This is a genomic window from Agrobacterium sp. CNPSo 3708 (genome assembly GCF_028674915.1).
In the GTDB taxonomy this organism is placed as follows: domain Bacteria; phylum Pseudomonadota; class Alphaproteobacteria; order Rhizobiales; family Rhizobiaceae; genus Agrobacterium; species Agrobacterium cavarae.
Genome location: NZ_JAQZSF010000010.1, coordinates 93,525 through 114,712 on the forward strand (window position 1 = coordinate 93,525; position 21,188 = coordinate 114,712).

The window sequence follows — 21,188 nt, forward strand, 5'->3', positions numbered from 1 at the left end:
CGAGCCAAACGGCTAGCCGCCCTGCGGGCCGCGGCTCGGCCGGGCATTTTGCGCCGTGGCGAGGCCGCGGATCGCATCCGCATTGCCGGTTGCCGCAGAAGCCTCGAAGACCTGTACGGCTTCGCCGTAACGCTTCATGTTGAGATAGGCGTAGCCGCGGATGACCATGAGATCGATACGCTCCGTGGCATATCTCGCCCGCTGATCGAGAAGGATCAGCGCTTCTTCGTAGTGCTTGCTCTCATAGGCCGCCAGCGCACGGTCGGTGAGGATTGCCACTTGAAGCTCGGTTGCCTTCTGGCGATCCATCGAAGATTTTGTTGCGGAAACGGCGGCATTGTCCGTCAAACCCATGCGAAGATAAGCAAGGCTCTGGCCATAGGCCGCATCGCTGCGAACCGTCGAATCGCCGTTCTTGAGCGCCGCGGAGAAGGCTTTCACCGCCTCCGCAGGCCGGTTCGCCTCCATCAGACACCAGCCTTGCTGGAGTGCACTCTGCGCAGAAAGCGCTTCCGGATTGAGGCTTGCAGAGCAACGCCCGGACTGGCGCGCACCCCGAACGGCGCCCGCTTGGCGCGGCGGTGAAAGCTCGTAAGCGACGGCGGTCGCTTGCGGCGAGACCATGCGCGGTGCGGTGGTCATTGCGCGAGATTGAGGCTGTACGGGCGCAGGTGTCGTGACTGCGGGCGCGGCAGCGACAGTGCCCGCCTGAGCGGTCGGTCGGCCGATCTCCAAGATACGCTGCGACTGGTCACCCCATTGGCTCTGGAGCCGACGAACCTCCGCCAGATTGTTGAGTTCCTGGTAGGTCAGAGCCAGACCATAGGCCGATGGCTCATCCTCCGGCTTCCACTGCAATGCGGTGGAGAACCATTGCTGCGCCATTTGCGGCTGCTGGAAGGCGCGCGAGTACCAGCCGAATTCCTGTGCGGTCGCGGCATCCTTCTGCGCTACGGTTTCCGTTGCAATGCGCTGAAGAGTATCGGGATCCAGCGCGACAGGCGGATCAAGTGCGAGGAGATTGGCGGCTGCAGCGAGATAGGTCGCGCGCGCACCATCGGAGGAATTACGCCACTTGAACATGATGTCTTCGGCTTCGCGGGGTTCTCCGCGCGCGACCAGCGCAAGCGCTAAGCCTTCCGAGGCGGAGGCGGAATCCTCCACATCCCTTGCGCGGCGAAACCACTTTTCCGCGTCGTCCATCTTCTCACGGCCGACATTGTACCACCCAAGCAGGAGCGCATCGCTTGCGAGCTTGTTGGTTTCCGCCAGCCGTTCCATGCGGGAGAGATAAGTAGGCGGTACCGTAACCTTGGGGTCTTCACCCGCCTTTGCCACGAATTGACGCGCGAGATCGTCCTTGACGGGCTCGAACTCAAGCTGGCCATCCGGTCCGGGTTTTTCGCGCGAGAGGAGGTCTTCCATCATCTCGATCGGCAGAAGCGTCGAGGCCTTTTGCACAGTTGCCAGACGTTCAGCCGGATTTTGGCAATTGGTCAGCACGTAGCCATAGGCATCGCGTGCACGCGCGGGCTTCTCCGTCCGAGCGAAGGCTTCCGCCACCCGCCAGAGAACATCGACTTCGCTGCAGGTCAGCAGGCCCGGGTTTTCAGCCGCAACGCCGAGCACCGCATTATACTGTTTCAGGTCGGAGGCGTTCACCAGACGCTGGCGCGCTTCGGCAAGATCCAGCATCTCGGTCAGATTAGCGGGCGGCTGCCATCCGGCTTCCGCAGCCTGACGATCGGCGATGGCCTTGCGCGCCTCTGAATAGCGACCGGTGGCATAAAGTTGCCAGATCCCGTCCAACTGTGGATCACCAGTGGGTGCGGCAGCGGTAGGATCGGCAGGCGGGGTCCAATTTGGATAAAGCGCTTTCAGCCGTGCGATCTCAGCTTGAAGACGCGCCGTGTCGCCGCGTGTGGCGAAGTAACGAAGAGCGCTTTCATCGACGACCGGTGCGGCACCGCCCGTGCCAGTCTGAGGGGTCGGAGTTGTGTTTTGAGACGCCTGCTGCGGCGTTCTCGGTGTCTGCGCAAGATTGGTCGAGGGGGCGGCGCGGGATTGCGGCTCTCTGGTGCCGAGGGAAAGCGGGCTGTCACCCTTCTGGACGTCGGCATTGTTCATGCCCGCGGCGAACGCATGCGTTCCGGCCGCCTGCATCGGGGCGGAATGAACGGCGCTGACGTGGCCGAGGAGCGCATCGCGCGACTGGAAGATGCCAGCGGCGCACAGTGCCAGGACGGCAGCGGACAGCAACAGTGGCTTCTTATTCATAGGCACTCCTGATTCGCCTGCGCTACGAAAGACAAAGCCAAGAGATGCAACGTAGATGGATAATAAAGTGTTGACGCGTAGGTTCTCAGTTCCTGTGGAATGGGTTTTTTGCTGGCTTTGCAGGCCAGAAGTGCGGGCATGATGCGATAGCCTGCATCCGAAAGCACATCCTTGGCCGCACCGGACTTCAGATCGAAGGTCGCGATATTGCCGTCCTCGAGCGACATGCCAGCCGCCATCCTGGTGTAGAGATCGGGCGAGCCTGCTGCCCCTCTGACCAGATAGAGCGGAATGCGAACGGAGTTGTAGCCGAACTCCTGCGCAAAACCATCGGCCGGACGCGGCTTGGTGCGCACGGACACCCAGTCAGCCGGTAGCTTTCGCGGGCCGAAGGCAAAGCCGTTGATCGCGACGAGACCATCGGCTGCAAGCTTGCCCCATAGAGGTGACGGCGAAAGCTCGTTGAGAAGCGGAAAGGCTTCAAAAATATAGTAGGATGGATTGACGACAGGCCCATCCGGCCGGTCGCTATCGGCAAAGCCGGACGCGGCTGGAAGAAGAAGGGTTCGACCGCCGCGTTCTACGACTGCCTTGTCGAGCACTGCCTTGGCGATCGCGCCCCCGGCGTCTGCAAGGTCCTGGCGTCCCCATTGTCGGGCAGCGAGCGCCAGCGCCTGCGCGATCAGAATATCGCCATCCGTGGCATTGTTGATGTCCGAGACATGCGGCGTCGATTGCGGATCCCATTTCCAGGCAGCAAGACCATCGTCTCGCACCAGAAGTTCGGTCTTGGTAAAAGACCAGATCAGCTCGAAATTCGCCTGGTCGTCGGCAAGAACGGCGAGCCACATGCCGTAACCCTGGCCTTCGCTGTGGCTGATCCCGTTATTGCCTGTATCGATGATGCGCCCGGACGCGTCGAGAAAGGCGGCTCGATAGCTCTGCCAGTCCGCCGCGTTGATGGAGGCTGCCTTGACGCTCAGCGGGATCATCAGCACCCCCAACAACAACACCATTCTTGTCAGTGATCTGGCAAATGTCATCACGGCTTGCGTCCCAACAGCCTCAGAAGGATGAAGGTAACCCATCCGAGCACTGACAAAAAGCCGATGAACACCAGCGCGTAGGAAAGCGTGTTGCTGGACAGCCAGTTGGCTGCGATCAGCCGCCAGTTGGAGAACGTCGCCGGGCCGGTGTCGAAGAAAGTCTGCTGTTGGGCAACGATCGTCTCAACCTTGTCGGCGGCAGGATCAAAGGTGGCGATACGTCCAGAGAGCCCGCTCCATCGCTTCAGTTCCGTCATCGAGTTGACGCCGGATCTCAAAGTGTCGATGGCCGGTGCCGTGGCAAGCGTCCACACACCCTCGCCACCGGGGCTCAACCCCTGCGCTAGCATGAAGCTGACATTTCCTGGCGGTGTGTAGACTTGTTCCGCGCCCGGAAGAAACCGGAGAGTCTCCCTGCTGATATCGAAGTTGCGCCTGATCCACTCCTCGAAGGAGGATATCTGCCCTTGCCAGACACCGCCATCCACGCGCTCGCGCCAGTTTTCAAACAACTGATCGGTCTGCTCGACGGGTGGCGTTGCGCGCCCTCCCTCACCCCAGCTCGTCTGGCTGGCAAGAGCAATGTTGAATTGGGCAGCCAGTGCTGGCGGTATCTGGGCCAGCGTGCCGATGAAGACGGCGTCTCTGTCTCCCACGGCAGCAATGGAACTGACGAGATCGATCGCGAGTGGCTGACCGGCGGCAAGTGACATACGGCCGAGAAGCGTCGCCGCAGACGACATGACGTCTGGATCGATCCGCTCCATATAGACCGCAACGGGCTGTTGCGAGGCGTGATAGGGCTGTATCACACCACGATTGGCGGCCAAATCCGGGGCGCGACCAATTCTCGCGAAATTGGGCATGTGGAATTCGGACGTGTCGAACAGCGCAAAACGCGGTGTCCCGCTTGCCGTCGTTCCCGGCAAGCAATCCGAATCCGCCTGCGTCTGTATGACGGCCTCAATGGCAACCGTGTTGGCGCCCGGCACGAAATGCCGCAACGTGACCTTGATCGGCAGGTGTCGGAAGATGCCACCGCCGCGGTTCGAAATCGGCACGGTGGAGGCAATATTGCCGTTCACATAAACATCGATATGGCTGCCGGGAAGCACGTCGCTGGCATAGGCCGCGTCCAAAAGCAGCGTCGCTTCACCATAGGCGGCAGCGTAGAAATCAGCCGGAATGCCGATGGTGAAATCGGTGCGGAAGCGCCGGCCTGAAAATTCCGCACTTTTGACGCCGAGCGACGAGAGCAAGAGGCGGCGGTTTCCGACAACCAGTGGCGCATCCGGGGTGTGCCAGTTGCGTGTAGACAGAAACGAACGCACCGATCCGGCCGGACGCTCGGCCGAGGCAACGAGACTGTCGATCGCCGTTTGTAGCGCTTGAGGTGTCGGGCCTCCGACGATCAACGCCGAAAGATTGCTGACGATGTTGCTCTCAAAACCGGCATAGGGGCCAGCCAGAACTTCCGGCGGAACAGAGCTTGCAACAGCGGCGATCTCGCGCGATGTGCCGGCCAGCACGATCAGCGAGCCCGCCTTCCGCTCCTTCGGCACCGTCGTGTGGAAGGCGATTTGCTGATTGGGCATTTGCGTGCGCAGCGCCAGCGCCTGCGACAGCTTCAGCAACGACTCCGCCATCACCGGGTTCGCCAGGCCGGGAGCCACGATATCGATGGAGGTGAGGCCTTCGCTGCCAGCGCCGATCGCCTGGATGTCCTCAATCGTCTCGAAACGGTTGGCAACATCGGCGTTGAGCGTGATGAAGGTGCCGGCAGGATTGATATCGGTCCAGAGATCATAGGTGGATTCGACCGTGCAATCGGTCCTGTGACGCTGCTTGACGCCAAGTGTCACGACATTGGCGCCCGCCTGAAGCGTGCCTGGCGGGATGGGAATCGAGACGCTCCCTTCCGCATCGGGAGATGCGATGCTCTTTTTCTCCAGCGGCACATTGTTGATCGCGATCTCCAGGCTCGAGCTTTCCGGCGCAACCACCACGGCGTTTTGATACGCGATCGTGACGGCCTGCGCTGCCTGTGCCTGCTGCTCTGTCAGGTAGATGGTCCATTGCCGCTGATCGATCTCACCGGACAGGCTGAGTTCGCTGAACGGCAATATGTAACGGCGGCGCGGATCGACGGACGTCTGGACGGGTAGCGATGGCGCCTGCGTTGGCTGAGCCTGGGTCTGCGGTTGTGACGGCGCGCCTTGGGGATAAGATGGTGGAGATGGCGCGGGAGTGATCGGAACGGGCAAAGGCCGTACCGGTGCCGGCTGCTGTGCAGGAGGCACCATTGCAGGCGGCGAAACAGTGGGCGGCGCAGCCGGGATTTGCGGCGCGGAGGGTGCCTGTGGGACTGGCTGTGGCGCGGGCTGCACCGGAACCGGCCTTGCCGCAGGCGGGTTCGCCGGGCGCTCTGGAGACATGTCAAACGGTGCGCTTTGCCCAAATGCGCTTGCCGACAACATGGCGTAAAAGCTTATGAGGAGGAGCGGCTTTTTCATCACTTTGCCACTCCTGCCGCAGCCTTCTGTCGCGCTCTCGATCGGAAGGAGCGCATGAAATAAAAGAGGCCGCGTTGTGTCTGGAAAAGCGCGATGCCCATGAAGGTGATCGTGCCCCGGATCAGGCCGGGATTACCCCTGCGCGCGCGCTGAAATTCGGTCCATTGCTCTGAATTGGCGAAGATTAGATCCGCAATCAGGCGGTGTTCGATATTTTCCTTTGGCGCAAAGGTACAGCCGACCGAGGTAAAGCCCTGCTGCTTAACGGTCCGGACGATATCGATCGTCATCGACGAGGGAGCCCCAGGGCTATAGGGGTCGACGCGAATAATCGCCGGGCGGCCCTTCTCGACGACATCCAGATCCTTTTCGAAAATGTTGATCAGCATGCCGTGGACGGACACGTTCTGAACCGTTGCCGGCAACCAGGGGCCGTCTTCCTGCAACTGCAATTCGCATCTGCGCTTGACGGTGATGCGCCGCGACGCGGATTTCTCTCCGCGTTCGGACACGACGCCGAGAGCACAGCCGGCAAAGATGATGTTGAGCAGGTTCCAGCCGCCAACGACGAGCGTGACGTCCGCCTTATAGGGCTCGGCATAGATGCGATAGATCGCAAAGATCATGGCGATGACCAGCACGAAGAAGATGACGAAGAAGGGCCGGCTGATTTCCGACAGGCGGGCTTCGCTGATGGATTCGTCCTTCGCCGTCACCTTGAAGGTCGGCTTGCTGGGGTTGAACAGCACCGATACCACGGCAGGCAGGAGATGCACCGTCTGCACATATTCATAAAGCTCGGAAATCCACGGCCAGCGGAAACTTCCATAGAGGAAGTTCTGTATCATCAGGTTTACCAGCATGTAGGCCGCCGTATAGGCCAGGAACTCGCCCCCGGATGCAACGAAGATCTGCAGGTCGAAGAAGAGATAGAAGAGCGGCGCGAAAAGGAAGATGGTGCGCGGGAACGGGAAGAGCCAGAACAGCGTCGAGGACATGTAGCAGAGCCGCTGGGGGAAGGAGAGCCCTCGGCGGAAAAGCGGCTGGCGGAAGATCAGGATCTGCATCATGCCCTGCGCCCAGCGGCTTCGCTGGCCGATGAAGCTGGTGAAGGTCGCGGGCTGCAGACCGGCAATCAGGGGCTTATCGACATAAAGGCTGTTCCAGCCGCGCGAATGAAGCGCAAGCGCCGTCTCGCAATCCTCGGTAATGCTGACGCCGCTGAAACCATCGGTCTCTTTGAGCGCCTCGCGCCGCAGAACCGCTGCCGATCCGCAGAAGAACGCACCGTTCCATTTGTCCAAGCCGCGCTGGATGATACCGTAGAACATTTCGTTCTCGCTCGGCATGGTTTCGAAGGTGCGCAGATTGCGCTCGATCGGGTCCGGATTGACGAAGAAATGTGGCGTCTGCACGAGAAAGAGCCTTGGATCTTCGTCGAAATAGCCAACAGTTTCGAGAAGAAAATCGCGCGCGGGCGCATGGTCGGCGTCGAAAACGGTGACCAGTTCACCCGTCGAATGATCCAGACCATTGTTCAGATTGCCAGCCTTGGCATGGACGTTGCGCTCACGCGTCAGATAGTTGACGCCGAGATCGGCGCAGAGCTTTTGCAATTCCGCGTGCCGCCGGGTCGCGGCCTGCGCTTCCAGCCCGTTCGGTGCATTGCGTTTCTGCACCGTGCCGCCATCATCCAGCAGCCAGACGGTGAACTTGTCCGCCGGATAATCCATGTTCTTCGCAGCCGCCAGCGTGTTGGCGAGAAGCTCCGCATCCTCGTTATATGTTGGCACGAATACGTCTACCGTTGGCACATAGCCGGGCGAACCAGGACGGCCCTTTCGCGACGGCAACGGCATAGAGACGATGACGAGGCTGAGCGCCAGCATCACCACGCTGTACATTTCGGCGAGATAGAGCAGGAAGCCCGGAATGAAGTTTTCGAGCTGGTTGACGGGCGGCAGGGTGCTGGTCGTACGCCAATACACATATCGCAGAACGATGGCCGTACCGAAGCCAAGACCGATGAGCCGCCAGGCGCCTTTGCCGTTCAGAGACTTGATGGTGGCAAGCAAGGCCAGCGAAATCGCCGTGGCGATGAGATGCGTCTGTAAGCTGACGGGCAATGTGATGATCAGCAAGACACAGGCTGACACGAACAGCCAGAGGGTGAAAGCGATGACCTTGCTCATCAGCAAACCTTTACATCAAGTCGATAAGAAGCGGACCGCTCCCTGGCCTCATGCCACTGGCCCCTGACTGCGACGAAGAGACCAAGTGGATCAGTTACACCTGAAACAGTTAATTGCAGGTTTGTCCGTTCGTCTGACCGGCAACGCAGGCGGGCGAAGGAATGGCGACCTGTTTCGTTTCGATACGCCGCGCTGGCGGGGGCACGTCTGCCGGTCTGCTGCCAGCCGCCCTTGGCGCTGCCGGGGACGGAATGAGGACAGCCGGCCTGGAGGATACGGTGGGCTGCGGCTGCACAACGACCGGTGCTGCAGTGGGCAAGGCCGTCACCGCAGGTCGTGGCTGCGAACGAACCGGAGCCGAGAGAGGCGTTTGCGTTCCAGGCTGCATGGGCACGGCACCCGATACGGGATAGATAGGATTGCCGGCACGTCCGAGGCCCTTGTCTGGGTCCTGTGCGGTTCCGTAAGGATTCCAGTTGGTGGACAGATAATTGCCGGTGATCGTGTAGTTATACATTACCGCCAGGAGATCGCGCGTCGTGACACCCGACTGGCAAAGCCGCAGTGTCACATTGATGCGACCGAGATTCTTGAAGCTCTGGCGGGCGCTTTCCGGCGACCTGATCTGCTGCCATCCGTAGATGCAGGCGTCGTTGCCATAACCTCTGCCTGACGCATAGGAAAACGTGCCGTAATTGTTCTGCAGATATTCGGCAGACGTCGCCATCGCCACACCGGGAAATGCGCTCCTGATCTCCCGCGAGATCGAGGAAACACGCAGACTGCTTTCCGATAGTCCGCCCCTTCCGGTATCCTCTGCCTTTTGCGGCCCGAAAAGCTGCACCTTCAGATAGTTCTGACCAGGGGTCGCCGCATCCGAGCGCAGGATCACGTCCTGCTGAACGGCATTGGCATAATTGCGGTTGATAACGGTGAGGACTTCCGGGCCGCCGGGCGGCGGAAAGATCAGTGCTTCCTCCGGCGCCAACATCTTCGGCCCGCCGGATTGCTGCACGCCGGCCGGCGTATTACAACCTGAAAGCGTCAGCGCCATGCCACATGCCAATGCTGTCGCAGTGGCGGTGTTCATCACCCCACCACGCCCCTTTGATGGGGATCGAACATCGCGAATCACATGTGGCACAATCATAGTTACGAAATACGTGAGCGCCATGAATTAGCAATCCGAATTGTCGATGGCATAGAGTGATGCCGCATGTCGCGGCGCGACCCTCGGTCGGCTCACGGGAACTTTATCGTCTGACCAAGATTGGGCGGATGGTTCTCTACTTGGGCGACGGCCGCTATGACGACTTGACGGACGGCGCGAGGGAATCAAAATACGGAAAGAGAAACAGCATGGAAGAGCAGACCTTGAGCGCCACAACACAACTGACGGACGAAATCACCGCATTGCGTCGATGGCTGGAGGAGGCTGCTTTGCCGCTGTGGTGGGAGGCCGGAGCGGCAAAACCCGACGGCGGCTTTCACGAGAGGGTCGATCAGGACGGAAAGCCGGTTCTTGGCGATAATCGTCGCGCTCGCGTGCAGCCCCGCCAGGCCTACTGCTACGCCGCAGCCGGCGAAAACGGCTGGACCGGCGACTGGCAGCGCGCCATCAATCACGGTCTCGACTGGTTCGACAAAGTCTATCTTCTGGAGAGCGGACTCTACGGCAATCTTGCCGATGCATCCGGAAAGCTGATCGATCCGTCCTTCGATCTTTACAATCAGGCTTTCGCCCTCTTTGCTGCGGCCCAGACGGCGATGGCGTTGCCGGAGAGGAAGCACGAGATGCGCGAGCGCGCGCTCGGCATCCTCTCGCTCCTCAAAGAGCATTATGCCCATTCCGAACAGGGCTTCGAGGAAGACAGTCCGTCTCGCTATCCGCTCTGCTCCAACCCGCATATGCATCTTTTCGAGGCCATGCTGGCCTGGGAGACGGTCGATCCAACCGGCCCCTGGACGGCTGTCGCCGATGAGATTGCAAATCTCGCGATGACGCGTTTCATCGATCAGGAGAATGGCGGCCTGCGCGAATTCTTCGACAAGGATTGGACCCCGGCACCCGGCGAAAAAGGCCGCATCATGGAGCCTGGCCATCAGTTCGAATGGGCCTGGCTTCTGGTCAGATGGGGGCTTTTGCGCAACAGCTTCGATGCCATTCGAAAGGCAAAGCGGATGTTCGACATCGGTGAGAGCCATGGCATCTGCCCGCGCCGCAAAGTCGCGGTAATGAGCCTTCTCGACGATTTCAGCATGCATGATCGCCTGGCTCGCTTCTGGCCGCAAACCGAATGGCTGAAGGCCGCCGTTCGCCTGGCCAGTGCCACCGAAGGCGAAGAGCGGCATCGCTATATCACCTCCGCCTCGCGGGCCGTGATGGCGATCCAGCCCTTTCTCGACACACCAGTGAAAGGCCTCTGGTTCGACAAGTGGCCCGCCGATGCACCTATGATCGACGAACCGGCACCGGCCAGCACCTTCTATCATATCGTCTGCGCGATTTACGAAGCCGACAGCGTGCTGAAAGCACTGACCACCAAGACAGCGGGACCGCGATAAGGCGTCGGCTCCTTCGGCCATCAACCACCCTATGCCTCTTTGATGCCGCGAACGATTTTCGCGGCCTCTTGGATGGTGATGAAAAGATTTGCCTCGCGCATTCCAGGCGGCGTGAAAACATTGCTGTCAATGCAATGACTTCCCATGGACACTGAAGCCGTCATAGTCCTAAATGAGACAATGACGCCGCCCACAATCCGAACCCGGAGTCCTTCATGCCGTCCCCCATTTCGCGCCGCTCTCTTCTCAAGACCGCCGCCTTGCTGGCAGCCTCCACCACGCTGATGCGGACCGATCTGGCCTGGGCGGCAGGCAGCGGCGAACGACTGGTCGTGGCGGCAGATTCGGAGCCTAAGAACCTCAATCCGGCGATCGTTGCCTCCAACGGCGTGTTCTACATCTCCAGCAAGATTGTGGAGCCCTTGGCGGAAGCATCGTTCAGCGGCAGGAACGGTCTGGAACCACGTCTTGCGACGTCCTGGGAAGGATCGCAGGACGGTTTGAGCGCGACCTTTAGACTGCGCGAGGGCGTGACCTGGCATGACGGCAAACCCTTCACCTCGGCCGATGTGGCCTTCTCGGCCCTCTCCGTCTGGAAGCCGCTTCAGAACCTCGGGCGTCTGGTCTTTGCCAATCTGGAGAGTGTCGATACGCCGGATGAGCACACGGCGATCTTGCGTTTTTCCAAGCCCACACCGTTCCAGCTCATCCGCAACGCGCTTCCGGTGGTGACGAGTGTGCTGCCGAAGCACCTGTATGACGGCACCGACATTGCCACCAACCCATTGAACACCAAGCCGGTCGGCACCGGGCCTTTTGTTTTTGCCGAGTACAAACCCGGCGAGTATTACCGGCTGACGCGCAACGAAAAATACTGGGGCAAGGGTCAGCCGAAACTGGACGAGATCATCTATCGCGTGCTTCCGGACCGAGCAGGCGCCGCAACCGCGCTGGAAGCCGGCGAGATCCAGCTTGCAGCCTTCTCCGCCGTGCCGCTGACGGATCTTGCCCGCATTTCCAAGGAACCCGGTATCAAGGTTATCGCCGATGGCTATGAGGCGCTGACCTACCAGCTCGTGGTGGAGATCAACCACCGCCGCAAGGAGCTTGCCGATCTCAAGGTTCGGCAGGCCATTGCGCACGCGATCGACAAGAAACTCGTCGTTGACACGGTGTTCCTGGGCTACGCCACCAATTCCACCGGTCCCGTACCGAAGAACGCGCCGCAGTTCTATACGCCTGACGTAAAACTCTACGACTTCAATGTCGACAAAGCCAATGCTCTTCTCGATGAGGCCGGCTATCCGCGTGGTGCCGATGGCAACCGCTTTTCGCTCAAACTGTTGCCCGCGCCGTATTTCAACGAAACCAAGCAGTTCGGCGCCTATCTGCGCCAAGCACTATCTGCCATCGGCATCGATGCGCAGCTGGTGAACAACGATGCGGCAGCGCATCAGAAGGCGGTCTATACGGATCACGCCTTCGATCTCGCCGTAGCACCCACCGTCTTCCGCGGCGATCCCGCCATTTCCACCACCATCCTGGTGAAATCGGGAACACCAGCCGGCGTACCCTTCTCCAACCAGGGCGGTTACGAGAACAAGGAACTGGACGCCATCATCGACAAGGCGGCGCAAACGGTGGACGAAAAGCAGCGTACCGAACTCTACAAGGTGTTCCAGCAGAAGGTCAAAGAGGACCTGCCGATCATCAATGTGGCCGAGTGGGGCTTCATTACGGTCGCCCGCGATACGGTGAAGAACGTCGCCAGCAATCCAAGATGGGCGGTTTCGAACTGGGCGGACACCGCCATCGAGGAGTGAGGTGGGAGGCGCAGGCCGCATTCTCCGTCGCAGGCTGATCAGTGCTATTCCGGTGCTGATCATCGTGCTTCTCTTCACCTTTCTGCTGTTGGAAAACGCGTCGGGCGACGCGGTCGATGCCTACCTCGTATCGATCGGTGGCGGTGATGCCAGCCTGCGAGACAGCCTGCGGGCGCAATATGGGCTGGATCACTCGGCCCTATGGCGGCTGTGGCTTTACGCCACCTCTGTCCTGAAACTCGATCTCGGCTGGTCAGTCGCCTTCGACCGCCCTGTGCTGTCGCTGATTATAGAGCGTTTGCCCAACACGCTGCTTTTGATGGGTAGTGCGACGCTCCTGTCCTTCATTCTTGGCACTGCTCTGGGGATTGTCGCTGGAGCAAAGCCGGGAAACCTGCTGGACCGGGCGCTATCATCTGTATCACTGGCACTGTATGCCGTTCCGGGGTTCTGGCTCGGCCTCGTCCTCGTGCTCGTCTTCGCGGTAAAGCTTCGCTGGCTCCCCACGTCCGGTCTGGAAACCATCGCTTCCGGTAAGCAAGGTTTCGCACGCGCCCTCGACATTGCGCGGCATCTCGTTCTTCCCGTTGCGAGCCTTGGCCTGATCTATCTCGCTCTTTTCCTGCGCGTGATGCGCAGCGCCATAGGCGAAATCTGGCGGATGGAGTTCGTCACTTTCGCCCAATCGAAAGGACTGTCGCGTGCGCGGGTGGTACTGCGTCATGTTGCCCGTAATGCCGCCCTTCCCCTTCTCACCGTGCTTGGCCTTCAATCCGCTATGATGCTGGGCGGCTCCGTTGTGATAGAAAGTGTCTTCGCCATTCCGGGCTTCGGGAGGCTGGCGCAAGAGGCAGTTGCAGGTCGGGATACACCCCTGCTGATGGGAATCATCCTCGTCAGCGCCGTCTTCGTCATCCTCGTCAACCTGACCGTCGATTTGCTCTACGCGCTTCTCGATCCGCGTATCGGCGCCGGGGAGGAAACGACGTGACGGTTCTTGGCCGAGTGTTCCGCAGCCGCGAAGGCCTGGTCGGTCTCGCAATCCTTCTCGTCGTGGCGATCGCTGGCCTTTCGGCGCCTTTTGTCTTTCCCAACGATCCGCTTTCCATCGTCGCCGCGCCACTCATTCCCCCATTCACCGACCGCGCCCTGCCGTTCGGAACCGATACGCTCGGACGCGATGTGATGGCCTGCCTGTTCCACGCTGCGCGCAGTTCGCTGCTCGTCGGTCTCTGCGCTGCCGCCGCAGCCCTTCTGATCGGCACTGTTATGGGAACGCTTGCGGGCTTTGCTGGCGGTATCATCGATGAGGCGCTGATGCGGATCACCGATGCCTTTCAGATCGTGCCGAGCTTTCTTCTGGCACTTGCCTTTGTCAGCACCATCGGTCCATCGCTGCCCATCGTGGTCATTGCCATCGCGCTCGGCGCCTGGGCCGACCCCGCGCGATTGACGCGCGCGCAGGTGTTGTCGATCCGTGAGCGCGACTATGTGGCCTCCGCCCGCACCATCGGCATGCACCCGATGGAAATTGCCTTCCGCCAAATTCTCCCCAACGCCTTGCCGCCGGTTATGGCGCTCGCCGCCATCATCGTCGCTGCGGCGATCCTGACCGAAGCCGCCCTCTCCTTCCTCGGACTTGGCGACCCGAACATCGTGACCTGGGGTGGGATGATTGCCGAGGGGAGAAATGTGCTTCGCTCAGCGGCTTACCTATCCATTATCCCCGGCATGGCTCTGCTCGCTACGGTCCTTGGGGTCTATCTGCTGGGTGAGAGCATCAACAAAGCGTTCGCCGGTGGGGCTGTGCGATGAGCCTTGCCCCGCTTCTTAAAATCGAAGGGCTCAACGTCACCTACCACGGCGCCGCGCAACCGTCCTTGCACAACGTATCGCTTCAGCTTCAGGAAAAGCAGCGCTTGGCGATCATCGGCGAAAGCGGGTCGGGCAAAAGCACGCTGGCGCGCTGCATCGCCGGCTTGTTGCCGCACGGAGCCAAGACCGACGGTCAGCTCATCTGGAATGGATATCCCGACAAGAGCCATAAAACACGATTTCCAACGCCAGGCCGCGATATCGCCTATGTCTTTCAAGACCCGAGCGCCAGCCTAAACCCGGTACTGACGATTGGCGAACAGGTGGCCGAGGCTGCGATCCGTCATCTTCGCCTCACCCGAAAACAGGCGCGGGCTCACGCCCGGGATTTGCTGGCAGAGGTACAACTGCCGAACCCTGATGCCTTGCTGTCGGCCTATCCGCATCAAATCTCCGGCGGGCAGCGGCAACGTGTGGCGATTGCGGCCGCCATCTCCGCAGCGCCCAAAATCCTGATTGCCGATGAGGCCACCAGCGCGCTCGACACAATCACGCAAGCGGCGATCGCCCGGCTCCTCGACCGCCTTGTCAGCGCCAATGGCATGACGCTGATTTTCATCACCCACGATATCGCGCTGGCCTCCAGCCTTGCGGACGAGATCGCGGTGTTCCAATCGGGCCGACTTATAGAGTCGGGCAAGGCGCAGGATGTGCTCTCGAATCCGGCAAGCAGCGATACCAAACGTCTCCTCTCCTCGCACCTTGATCTGACCACTCCATCGCTGATCCGGAGGGCCGGTTAATGCAGCCGTTTTTCTCCGTCAACCACCTCTGCAAGCGATACCAAGCGCGGGGACGGACAGTGCAGGCGCTCGACGATGTTTCCTTCACGCTGGCGCGCGGCGAAACACTTGGGCTTGCAGGCCCGTCGGGGTGCGGGAAATCGACGCTCGCGCGCATTATCATGCGGCTTTCGCCCGCAGATGGCGGCGAGGTGCGCTTTCAAGGCCAAAACTGGCTGGCCCTTTCGGGTCGGGACCTGAGAGCCGCCCGTCGCCATGTGCAGATGGTGTTTCAGGATACCCATGGCGCGTTCAATCCGCGCGCCACGGTGGCAGATGCGATCGGTGAACCGTTACGAATCCATAAAATTGTTGCGCCCCGCGATCGGCAAGCCGAGATCGCCCGCCTGCTGGAGCGGGTCGGGCTTGGCGCGGACTACGCTGAGCGTCCTGTCCTCCAACTGTCGGGCGGCCAGCGACAGCGCGTCGCAATCGCCCGGGCCATCGCTTGCCGCCCGTCCCTGTTGGTGATGGATGAGGCCGTTTCCGCGCTCGACGTTTCCGTCCGCGCCCAGATCCTCGAATTGCTGGTATCCCTTCAAAGCGAGACCGGCCTTTCCTGTCTATTCGTCTCGCATGATCTGGCGGTCATTCGTGCCGTCTGCCATCGCGTTGCCATCATGGAAATGGGGCGCATCGTCGAATGTGGAGAGACGGACAGCGTAATCTCGAATCCACAGTCGGATACAGCAAGACGGCTGATTGCCGCCGTTCCCACACTTCGTAAGGACCAAAGCCATGCCTGATCGCAACTGGAGCCATCTGCTCGACGTGCCCGCCTTTCCTTCGGAGCGTTACGCAAAGCTTGCAGACCGATTGGCGGCCCTGATGAAGACACGTAACGATGTGCTTCTCATTCAGGCCGAGGCGGTATTGGCGCTGGAAGCCGTCGCCACCAGCCTTGCGCGAACTGGCCTGAAAGCACTGAACATCGTGACCAGCCCCTATGGTGCATGGTTCGGCGACTGGCTGAAGCGCGGGGGCAGCGATGTCATCAATCTCGCGGCTGAGCCCGGACGGCCGATCGCGATAGAGGCTGTGCGTCAGCAACTGGACGACCATCCCGATATCTCTGTGCTGTCACTGGTCCACGCCGAATCCGCCACCGGCATTCTCAATCCGCTGGAAGACATCATTCGGCTTGCAAGAGAACGGGGTGTGCTCACGGTGGTCGATGCGGTCGCATCGATTGGCGGCCATGCTCTGAATGTGGATGCAGACGGCATCGATATCGTCGTGATCGGTCCGCAAAAATCGCTAGCAGGGCCGGCGGGCGTCTCTGCAATCTCGGTCAGCGACCGCGCCTGGGCGATGCTGCAGCATGAGAGCGCCCCGCGCAACTCGATGCTGTCCCTTCTCGATCAGAAAGAGCAATGGCTCGAGACCGGCAGAGGCGCTTTGCCCGGTACGCCTGCGCCGCTCGAATTCTTTGCGCTAGACGCCGCACTCGAGCGTCTGGAAGCCGAAGGCATCGACGCGGTTGAAGCGCGGCATCGTCTGGCGGCGAAAGCGACGCGAGACGCTTTGCGCGCGCTGGGTGCCGAGCTTTGGGTCGACGACACTCAGGCTTCGGCACTGGTGACGGCCGTCAAGCTTCCGACGAACATCGACCGCAGCAATTTTCTCCAGGCCGCGAGGCTCGATGGGGCAGATATTGGCGCAGCGGTTGGACCCGGCTCAGATCGACTGATCCGCCTCAACCATACCGGCCAGCGTGCCAGCAAGGAGGCGGTGCGTTCAAACATCAAAGCCTTCGCCCATGCCCTGCAATTCCAGGGCCATTCAAGACCGGTCGAAAAAGCCTTTGAGGCGCTGGATGCCGTCTATTCTAGGTGAGGCGATGATTGAACAGCTTTCCAGGCCCGTGAAAAAATGCTCTCACTGAAACGCTGCCATTGGAAGGATCTTTCCCTCCCGTCCACAGCAGTGACACAGGAATCCCTCCCGCAATCTTGACGAAATCGTGGCAACGCGCGAAACTTTACACATTGTTAAGTTTGGTGACAGGAGGAATGAAAATGGTTGCTGGTTTCAACATGCTTTCCTTCGATCTCTTCGGCCTTGGCCGTCGGGCACAGGAAGAAAAGCTCAAGCGTGAGAGCGGATCGAAAAAGGACCAGGTCACGCGCGACGAGGCCGAGCAGCGCGATCGCGATCAGGAACATGATCTGTTCTTCTGGTCGCTCTATCCGGTGATCTGAGGGAAGCGTCCAAAACCGCGCAATCTCACGTCCCTCAAAGGCGATCCAGTTCCTCGCGATGTCGATACATTGCGAGGAATTTTTTGTAATCGCGCTCATAAACGGATGCGCGTGATCCATTCGGCTGGCGCTCCTCACAGCCGGGATACATGCCAGCACCAGCCTTCGTCAGGCTGTCATAGACGCCGCCCGCCGCTGCAGCGGTCATGGCCGTTCCGAGAAGAACGGCATCGCTGGTCTGTGGCACCACGACCCGTTTGCCTGTCGCGTCGGCATAGAGTTCCATCAGCAGCGGATTGTGGATGTGCCCACCCGCGACGTGAAGCGTGGTGGTGCGATATCCGAAACCCTCCATCGCATCCAGAACGTGGCGCGTGCTGAGCGCGATCGACACAGCCGTGCGCCAGTATAGTGCACAAAGGCTGTCGAACGAGGTATCGAGTGTCAGGCCACTGATCACACCTCTGGCATGCGGATCGGCAAGCGGCGATCTGTTGCCATGAAAATCCGGCAGGACATGCAGACGGCTGGCAAATCCTTCGCCCTCCTCTGCCCGCAACACCATGACGCGGTCGACGATGCGACGGTGAAGTGCCGCATCCGGCTCGCCACCTGCGGCATGCATGCGCACGATATGGTCGAGCAGCGCACCCGTTGCCGATTGTCCGCCCTCGACCAGCCAGTGATCCGGTAGAACAGCTTGCCAGTAGGGTCCCCACAGGCTGCGACCATGCATGCGATTGGGCGTGAGCGCCACAAGGCAACTGGATGTGCCAGCGATGAGCGCGACGTTGTTTTCCACATGGTTGTCGAGGCTTCCGCCAAGCGCACCAAGCGCGCCCGCATAGGCATCGATCATGCCGGTCGCGACCCGGCATTGCGTATCAAGCCCCAATTCATCGGCAGCCTTGGCCGAGAGGGTACCAACGGCTTGACCTGGTGCTACGGTGCTTGCAGGAAGCGCGGCGCGCTCTATCAGATCGCCGATCCCGGCAAGTTCAAGATAGTCGTTGCGCCAGCCTTGCTGTTCATGCGCCAGAAAATTCCATTTTGCCGTCAATGTGCAGTTGGAGCGCGCAGCACTGCCGCTTGCCTTCCATGTGAGGAAGTCGGCAAGGTCGAAGAAGTAAGCGGCTCTCGACCAGCTTTGAGGCAGATGTTTCTTCAGCCACATCAGCTTCGGTATCTGCATTTCGGGAGATATCGACCCGCCGGCGAAATCTAGGACCGGGTGACGCGATGCGGTGAGAAAATCCGCCTCGTTGATGGCGCGATGATCGAGCCAGACCACCGTGTCGAACCGGTCTTCGCCTGTGGTCGAGGCCGACACCTGCTCGCCAGACTCTCCGCGCGCAACCAGCGAACATGTGGCATCAAACCCGATGGCAGCCACACGCGCCGGATCGATCGCCGCGTCCGCCATGGCAGACCGCACCGAAAGGCAGACCGCCTTCCATATGTTCTCGGAATCGTGCTCGGCGTGGTTTTCCCTGGGCCTCTGCATCAGGATGGGATGAGTGGCGCGAGACAGCATTGCACCATGACGATCGAACACCCCGGCGCGCGCGCTGCCTGTTCCGACATCGACCGCAACGAGATATTGGCGCATAAAGCTAGTTTCCCATCCCTGTTTTACCGAAAACCGGGAGAGAACCGTTCCGTGTCTTCACCTGCACGTCAACCAGCCTCTGCTCTTGAGCCTTGGCGGCCCTTTCGGTCGCGCACAAGGTGGACCAAATCCGGCATCGCGTCAAACACGAGATCTGGCTCAAGCGCTGCGATCTGTTGGCGGAATGCGGGGAAGCGTGCGTGAGAGCCTCCTGTAAAAGCAAAAACGCACATGCCAGCTGCCTTAGCTGCCGCAATACCGGCCGGACTGTCTTCAATGACGATGCAATTGGCGGGCTCCGCGCCCATCTCGTGCGCGGCATGCAGGAAGAGATCGGGTGCCGGCTTGCCGTTCTTCACCATGGTCGCGCTGAAAATGTGCGGCTCGAATTTTTCGATGAGTCCCGTCAGGCCCAACGAGTAGCGGATGCGTTCCGGCTGACTGGAAGACGCCACGCAGCGCGGCACATCAAGCCGGTCTAGTGTTTCGGCAATGCCTTCAATGGCCTTTAATTCGAGGCGAAAGCGTTCGAAAAGCGCGCTTCGCATATGTTCGAGAAAGTCGATATCGGTCTCGATACCGTACTCTTCCCAAAGCGTTGCAGTCATGTTGGCGAGGCTGCGGCCAAGAAACCGTTGATAGGCCTCTTCCTCGGTCATCTGAACACCCAGATGCGCCAGCATGTCGATCAGCACGGCAACTGAAACCGGCTCACTATCGACGAGAACGCCATCGCAGTCGAAGATCACCAAGGGGCCGGTTCCGGTTGGCATGATGTCAGCTTTCGATGAGTTTATCGTCCAGATAGAGCTGCAGCGTCTTTGCCGTTCCCTGCTGCCACAATGTCTTTAGAGCATGGGCAAAGCGCTTGCGGAAGAGGTCGGAGTCGGCAACGTCGCCGAAAATGTCGCTCAGTGCAAGGAACGCCATCGGGTCGTCCTTTGCCTTGATCGCTGCCGCCTGTAGGCGCTCGGCACTCGCATCATTGAAGACGATCTGCTTGCCGCTGTCCGAGGTGCCGTAGAAGTAGCGGCACCACAATGCCGACACGAGCGACAGACCGACAATATCGAGGCCTTGTGCCAGACGGTCCGAAGTCGAGGGCAGGATGAATTTGGGTTGGCGGTTGGAGCCGTCTTGCGCCAAGCGCGGAATGGTGTCGCCAATCTTCGGGTTGAGGAAACGGCGCTCGATCAGCTCGAAATATTCGTTGAGATTGGTGTCCGGCACCGGCGGAATGATCGGGATGATCTCTTCCTTTTCGAGCTTGGCGAGGAAGGCGCGGATCAATGGATGCTCCATCGCCTCATGGACGAAGTGAACATCGAGAAGTGCTGCGGGATAGGCAACCGCAGCATGGCCGCCGTTCAGGATCCGGATCTTCATGTGTTCGTATGGCGCCACGTCGGACACGAACTGAACACCGACTTTCTCCAGCGCCGGGCGACCGGCGGGGAAATTGTCCTCCATGACCCACTGCTTGAACTCTTCGCAGAAGACCGGCCAGTTGTCTTCGATGCCGAAGTCGTCGCGGGCAATGGAGCGCTCGCGATCGCCGGTGGCGGGCGTGATGCGGTCCACCATGGAATTGGGGAAGGACACATTCTCACCGATCCAGGTGGCGAAGGCTGGATCGGACAGGGCTGCGAGGCCGACGACGGCATTCTTCGTGACCTTGCCGTTGTGAGGGATGTTGTCACAGGACATGACCGTGAAGGCCGGGATGCCCCTATCACGTCGGGCTCGAAGCCCAGCAACGATGAGGCCGAACACCGTCTTCGGTGCTGCCGGGTTCTTGCCGTCCTCGGCAATGGCTGGATGCTGCGGATTGAACGCGCCGGACGCATCGATGAAGTAGCCGCCCTCAGTGATTGTCATCGAGACGATGCGGATTTTCGGATCGGCAAGTGCCTCGACAATCGCTTTGGCGTCGCCGACCGGCAGGATGTCGATCATCGGTCCGGTGACGCGCGCACCTGTGCGATTATTGTCCTGCTCGACGACGGTCGTCAGGAAATCCTGATCGGCGAGCTTCTCGCGCATGACGGCATCCGACGGCAGCACGCCAGCCCCGATGATCGCAAAATCATGATCGGCACCGGTGTTGAAAAGATCATCGAGATAGATCGCCTGATGCGCACGGTGAAAGTTGCCGACGCCGAAGTGAACGATGCCGGCCGAAAGGTCGCTCCGCACATAGGAGGGAATCTGGGCGGTGGCCTTTGCCTGATCAAGCGTTGCAAGCGAGAGTTTGCAGGTCATGAGACAATCCTCGAATAATTCGCAATCGAACCGGCGCGCGAAA

The 21,188-nt window shown here is 60.3% G+C and carries 16 protein-coding genes; 8 read left to right on the top strand and 8 right to left on the bottom strand.

The window, feature by feature from the left end:
- Positions 1-12: 12 nt before the first annotated feature.
- The 5 genes from PVA19_RS20345 to bcsN form a co-directional block, all read right to left on the bottom strand.
- A complete protein-coding gene (locus PVA19_RS20345; RefSeq protein ID WP_274103978.1) occupies positions 13-2,277 on the bottom strand; it encodes a tetratricopeptide repeat protein in 2,265 nt (754 codons plus the stop codon).
- On the bottom strand, positions 2,274-3,320 hold the full coding sequence (locus PVA19_RS20350; protein WP_274103979.1) for a glycosyl hydrolase family 8: 1,047 nt from the start codon (positions 3,318-3,320) through the stop codon (positions 2,274-2,276). Before PVA19_RS20350 ends, PVA19_RS20345 begins: the two co-directional genes overlap by 4 nt.
- Entirely contained in the window at positions 3,320-5,836 is a 2,517-nt protein-coding gene (locus PVA19_RS20355; protein ID WP_274103980.1) for a cellulose biosynthesis cyclic di-GMP-binding regulatory protein BcsB, read from the bottom strand. Before PVA19_RS20355 ends, PVA19_RS20350 begins: the two co-directional genes overlap by 1 nt.
- The gene (bcsA, locus tag PVA19_RS20360; protein ID WP_274103981.1) at positions 5,836-8,028 is read right to left on the bottom strand and encodes a UDP-forming cellulose synthase catalytic subunit; all 2,193 of its coding nucleotides are present in this window, start codon (positions 8,026-8,028) and stop codon (positions 5,836-5,838) included. Before bcsA ends, PVA19_RS20355 begins: the two co-directional genes overlap by 1 nt.
- Before the next feature lie 109 nt (positions 8,029-8,137).
- The gene (bcsN, locus tag PVA19_RS20365; protein WP_274103982.1) at positions 8,138-9,118 is read right to left on the bottom strand and encodes a cellulose biosynthesis protein BcsN; all 981 of its coding nucleotides are present in this window, start codon (positions 9,116-9,118) and stop codon (positions 8,138-8,140) included.
- 269 nt (positions 9,119-9,387) lie between these two features.
- Here bcsN and PVA19_RS20370 point away from each other — a divergent pair, with 269 nt between their 5' ends.
- The 8 genes from PVA19_RS20370 to PVA19_RS20405 all read left to right on the top strand — a co-directional run bounded on the left by PVA19_RS20370 (position 9,388) and on the right by PVA19_RS20405 (position 17,274).
- Positions 9,388-10,593: an AGE family epimerase/isomerase gene (locus PVA19_RS20370; RefSeq protein WP_274103983.1), complete on the top strand. Its 1,206-nt coding sequence runs from the start codon at positions 9,388-9,390 to the stop codon at positions 10,591-10,593.
- Positions 10,594-10,808: 215 nt separating this feature from the next.
- Positions 10,809-12,416 carry an ABC transporter substrate-binding protein gene (locus PVA19_RS20375; RefSeq protein WP_274103984.1) on the top strand — a complete coding sequence of 536 codons (1,608 nt, stop codon included), beginning with the start codon at positions 10,809-10,811 and terminating at the stop codon, positions 12,414-12,416.
- A gap of 1 nt (position 12,417) precedes the next feature.
- Positions 12,418-13,407 (top strand): ABC transporter permease, encoded by a 990-nt coding sequence (locus PVA19_RS20380; protein WP_274103985.1) that lies wholly within the window; start codon positions 12,418-12,420, stop codon positions 13,405-13,407.
- Entirely contained in the window at positions 13,404-14,231 is an 828-nt protein-coding gene (locus PVA19_RS20385; protein ID WP_274103986.1) for an ABC transporter permease, read from the top strand. The genes PVA19_RS20380 and PVA19_RS20385 overlap by 4 nt, the downstream gene beginning before the upstream one ends.
- Positions 14,228-15,034, top strand: a complete 807-nt coding sequence (locus PVA19_RS20390) for an ABC transporter ATP-binding protein (protein WP_274103987.1) — start codon at positions 14,228-14,230, stop codon at positions 15,032-15,034. The genes PVA19_RS20385 and PVA19_RS20390 overlap by 4 nt, the downstream gene beginning before the upstream one ends.
- Entirely contained in the window at positions 15,034-15,819 is a 786-nt protein-coding gene (locus tag PVA19_RS20395) for an ABC transporter ATP-binding protein (RefSeq protein WP_274103988.1), read from the top strand. The genes PVA19_RS20390 and PVA19_RS20395 overlap by 1 nt, the downstream gene beginning before the upstream one ends.
- The gene (locus PVA19_RS20400) at positions 15,812-16,909 is read left to right on the top strand and encodes a pyridoxal-phosphate-dependent aminotransferase family protein (RefSeq protein ID WP_274103989.1); all 1,098 of its coding nucleotides are present in this window, start codon (positions 15,812-15,814) and stop codon (positions 16,907-16,909) included. Before PVA19_RS20395 ends, PVA19_RS20400 begins: the two co-directional genes overlap by 8 nt.
- Positions 16,910-17,091: 182 nt before the next feature.
- Positions 17,092-17,274, top strand: coding sequence for a hypothetical protein (locus PVA19_RS20405; protein ID WP_274103990.1), 183 nt, complete (start codon positions 17,092-17,094; stop codon positions 17,272-17,274).
- A 34-nt stretch (positions 17,275-17,308) separates the two neighbouring features.
- On the opposite strand, the gene PVA19_RS20410 is transcribed toward PVA19_RS20405, so the two are convergent.
- The 3 genes from PVA19_RS20410 to PVA19_RS20420 form a co-directional block, all read right to left on the bottom strand.
- A complete protein-coding gene (locus tag PVA19_RS20410) occupies positions 17,309-18,883 on the bottom strand; it encodes an FGGY-family carbohydrate kinase (RefSeq protein ID WP_274103991.1) in 1,575 nt (524 codons plus the stop codon).
- 68 nt (positions 18,884-18,951) lie between these two features.
- Positions 18,952-19,656: an HAD family hydrolase gene (locus tag PVA19_RS20415; protein WP_062423578.1), complete on the bottom strand. Its 705-nt coding sequence runs from the start codon at positions 19,654-19,656 to the stop codon at positions 18,952-18,954.
- A gap of 4 nt (positions 19,657-19,660) precedes the next feature.
- Positions 19,661-21,145 (bottom strand): mannitol dehydrogenase family protein, encoded by a 1,485-nt coding sequence (locus PVA19_RS20420; RefSeq protein WP_274103992.1) that lies wholly within the window; start codon positions 21,143-21,145, stop codon positions 19,661-19,663.
- Between the last annotated feature and the right edge of the window lie 43 nt (positions 21,146-21,188).

Excerpts from the sequence above, each read along its gene's own strand:
- PVA19_RS20345 (WP_274103978.1), bottom strand. The coding sequence starts at position 2,277 with ATGAATAAGAAGCCACTGTTGCTGTCCGCTGCCGTCCTGGCACTGTGC.
- PVA19_RS20350 (WP_274103979.1), bottom strand. The coding sequence starts at position 3,320 with ATGACATTTGCCAGATCACTGACAAGAATGGTGTTGTTGTTGGGGGTG.
- PVA19_RS20355 (WP_274103980.1), bottom strand. The coding sequence starts at position 5,836 with ATGAAAAAGCCGCTCCTCCTCATAAGCTTTTACGCCATGTTGTCGGCA.
- bcsA (WP_274103981.1), bottom strand. The coding sequence starts at position 8,028 with ATGAGCAAGGTCATCGCTTTCACCCTCTGGCTGTTCGTGTCAGCCTGT.
- bcsN (WP_274103982.1), bottom strand. The coding sequence starts at position 9,118 with ATGAACACCGCCACTGCGACAGCATTGGCATGTGGCATGGCGCTGACG.
- PVA19_RS20370 (WP_274103983.1), top strand. The coding sequence starts at position 9,388 with ATGGAAGAGCAGACCTTGAGCGCCACAACACAACTGACGGACGAAATC.
- PVA19_RS20375 (WP_274103984.1), top strand. The coding sequence starts at position 10,809 with ATGCCGTCCCCCATTTCGCGCCGCTCTCTTCTCAAGACCGCCGCCTTG.
- PVA19_RS20390 (WP_274103987.1), top strand. The coding sequence starts at position 14,228 with ATGAGCCTTGCCCCGCTTCTTAAAATCGAAGGGCTCAACGTCACCTAC.
- PVA19_RS20395 (WP_274103988.1), top strand. The coding sequence starts at position 15,034 with ATGCAGCCGTTTTTCTCCGTCAACCACCTCTGCAAGCGATACCAAGCG.
- PVA19_RS20400 (WP_274103989.1), top strand. The coding sequence starts at position 15,812 with ATGCCTGATCGCAACTGGAGCCATCTGCTCGACGTGCCCGCCTTTCCT.
- PVA19_RS20405 (WP_274103990.1), top strand. The coding sequence starts at position 17,092 with ATGGTTGCTGGTTTCAACATGCTTTCCTTCGATCTCTTCGGCCTTGGC.
- PVA19_RS20410 (WP_274103991.1), bottom strand. The coding sequence starts at position 18,883 with ATGCGCCAATATCTCGTTGCGGTCGATGTCGGAACAGGCAGCGCGCGC.
- PVA19_RS20415 (WP_062423578.1), bottom strand. The coding sequence starts at position 19,656 with ATGCCAACCGGAACCGGCCCCTTGGTGATCTTCGACTGCGATGGCGTT.
- PVA19_RS20420 (WP_274103992.1), bottom strand. The coding sequence starts at position 21,145 with ATGACCTGCAAACTCTCGCTTGCAACGCTTGATCAGGCAAAGGCCACC.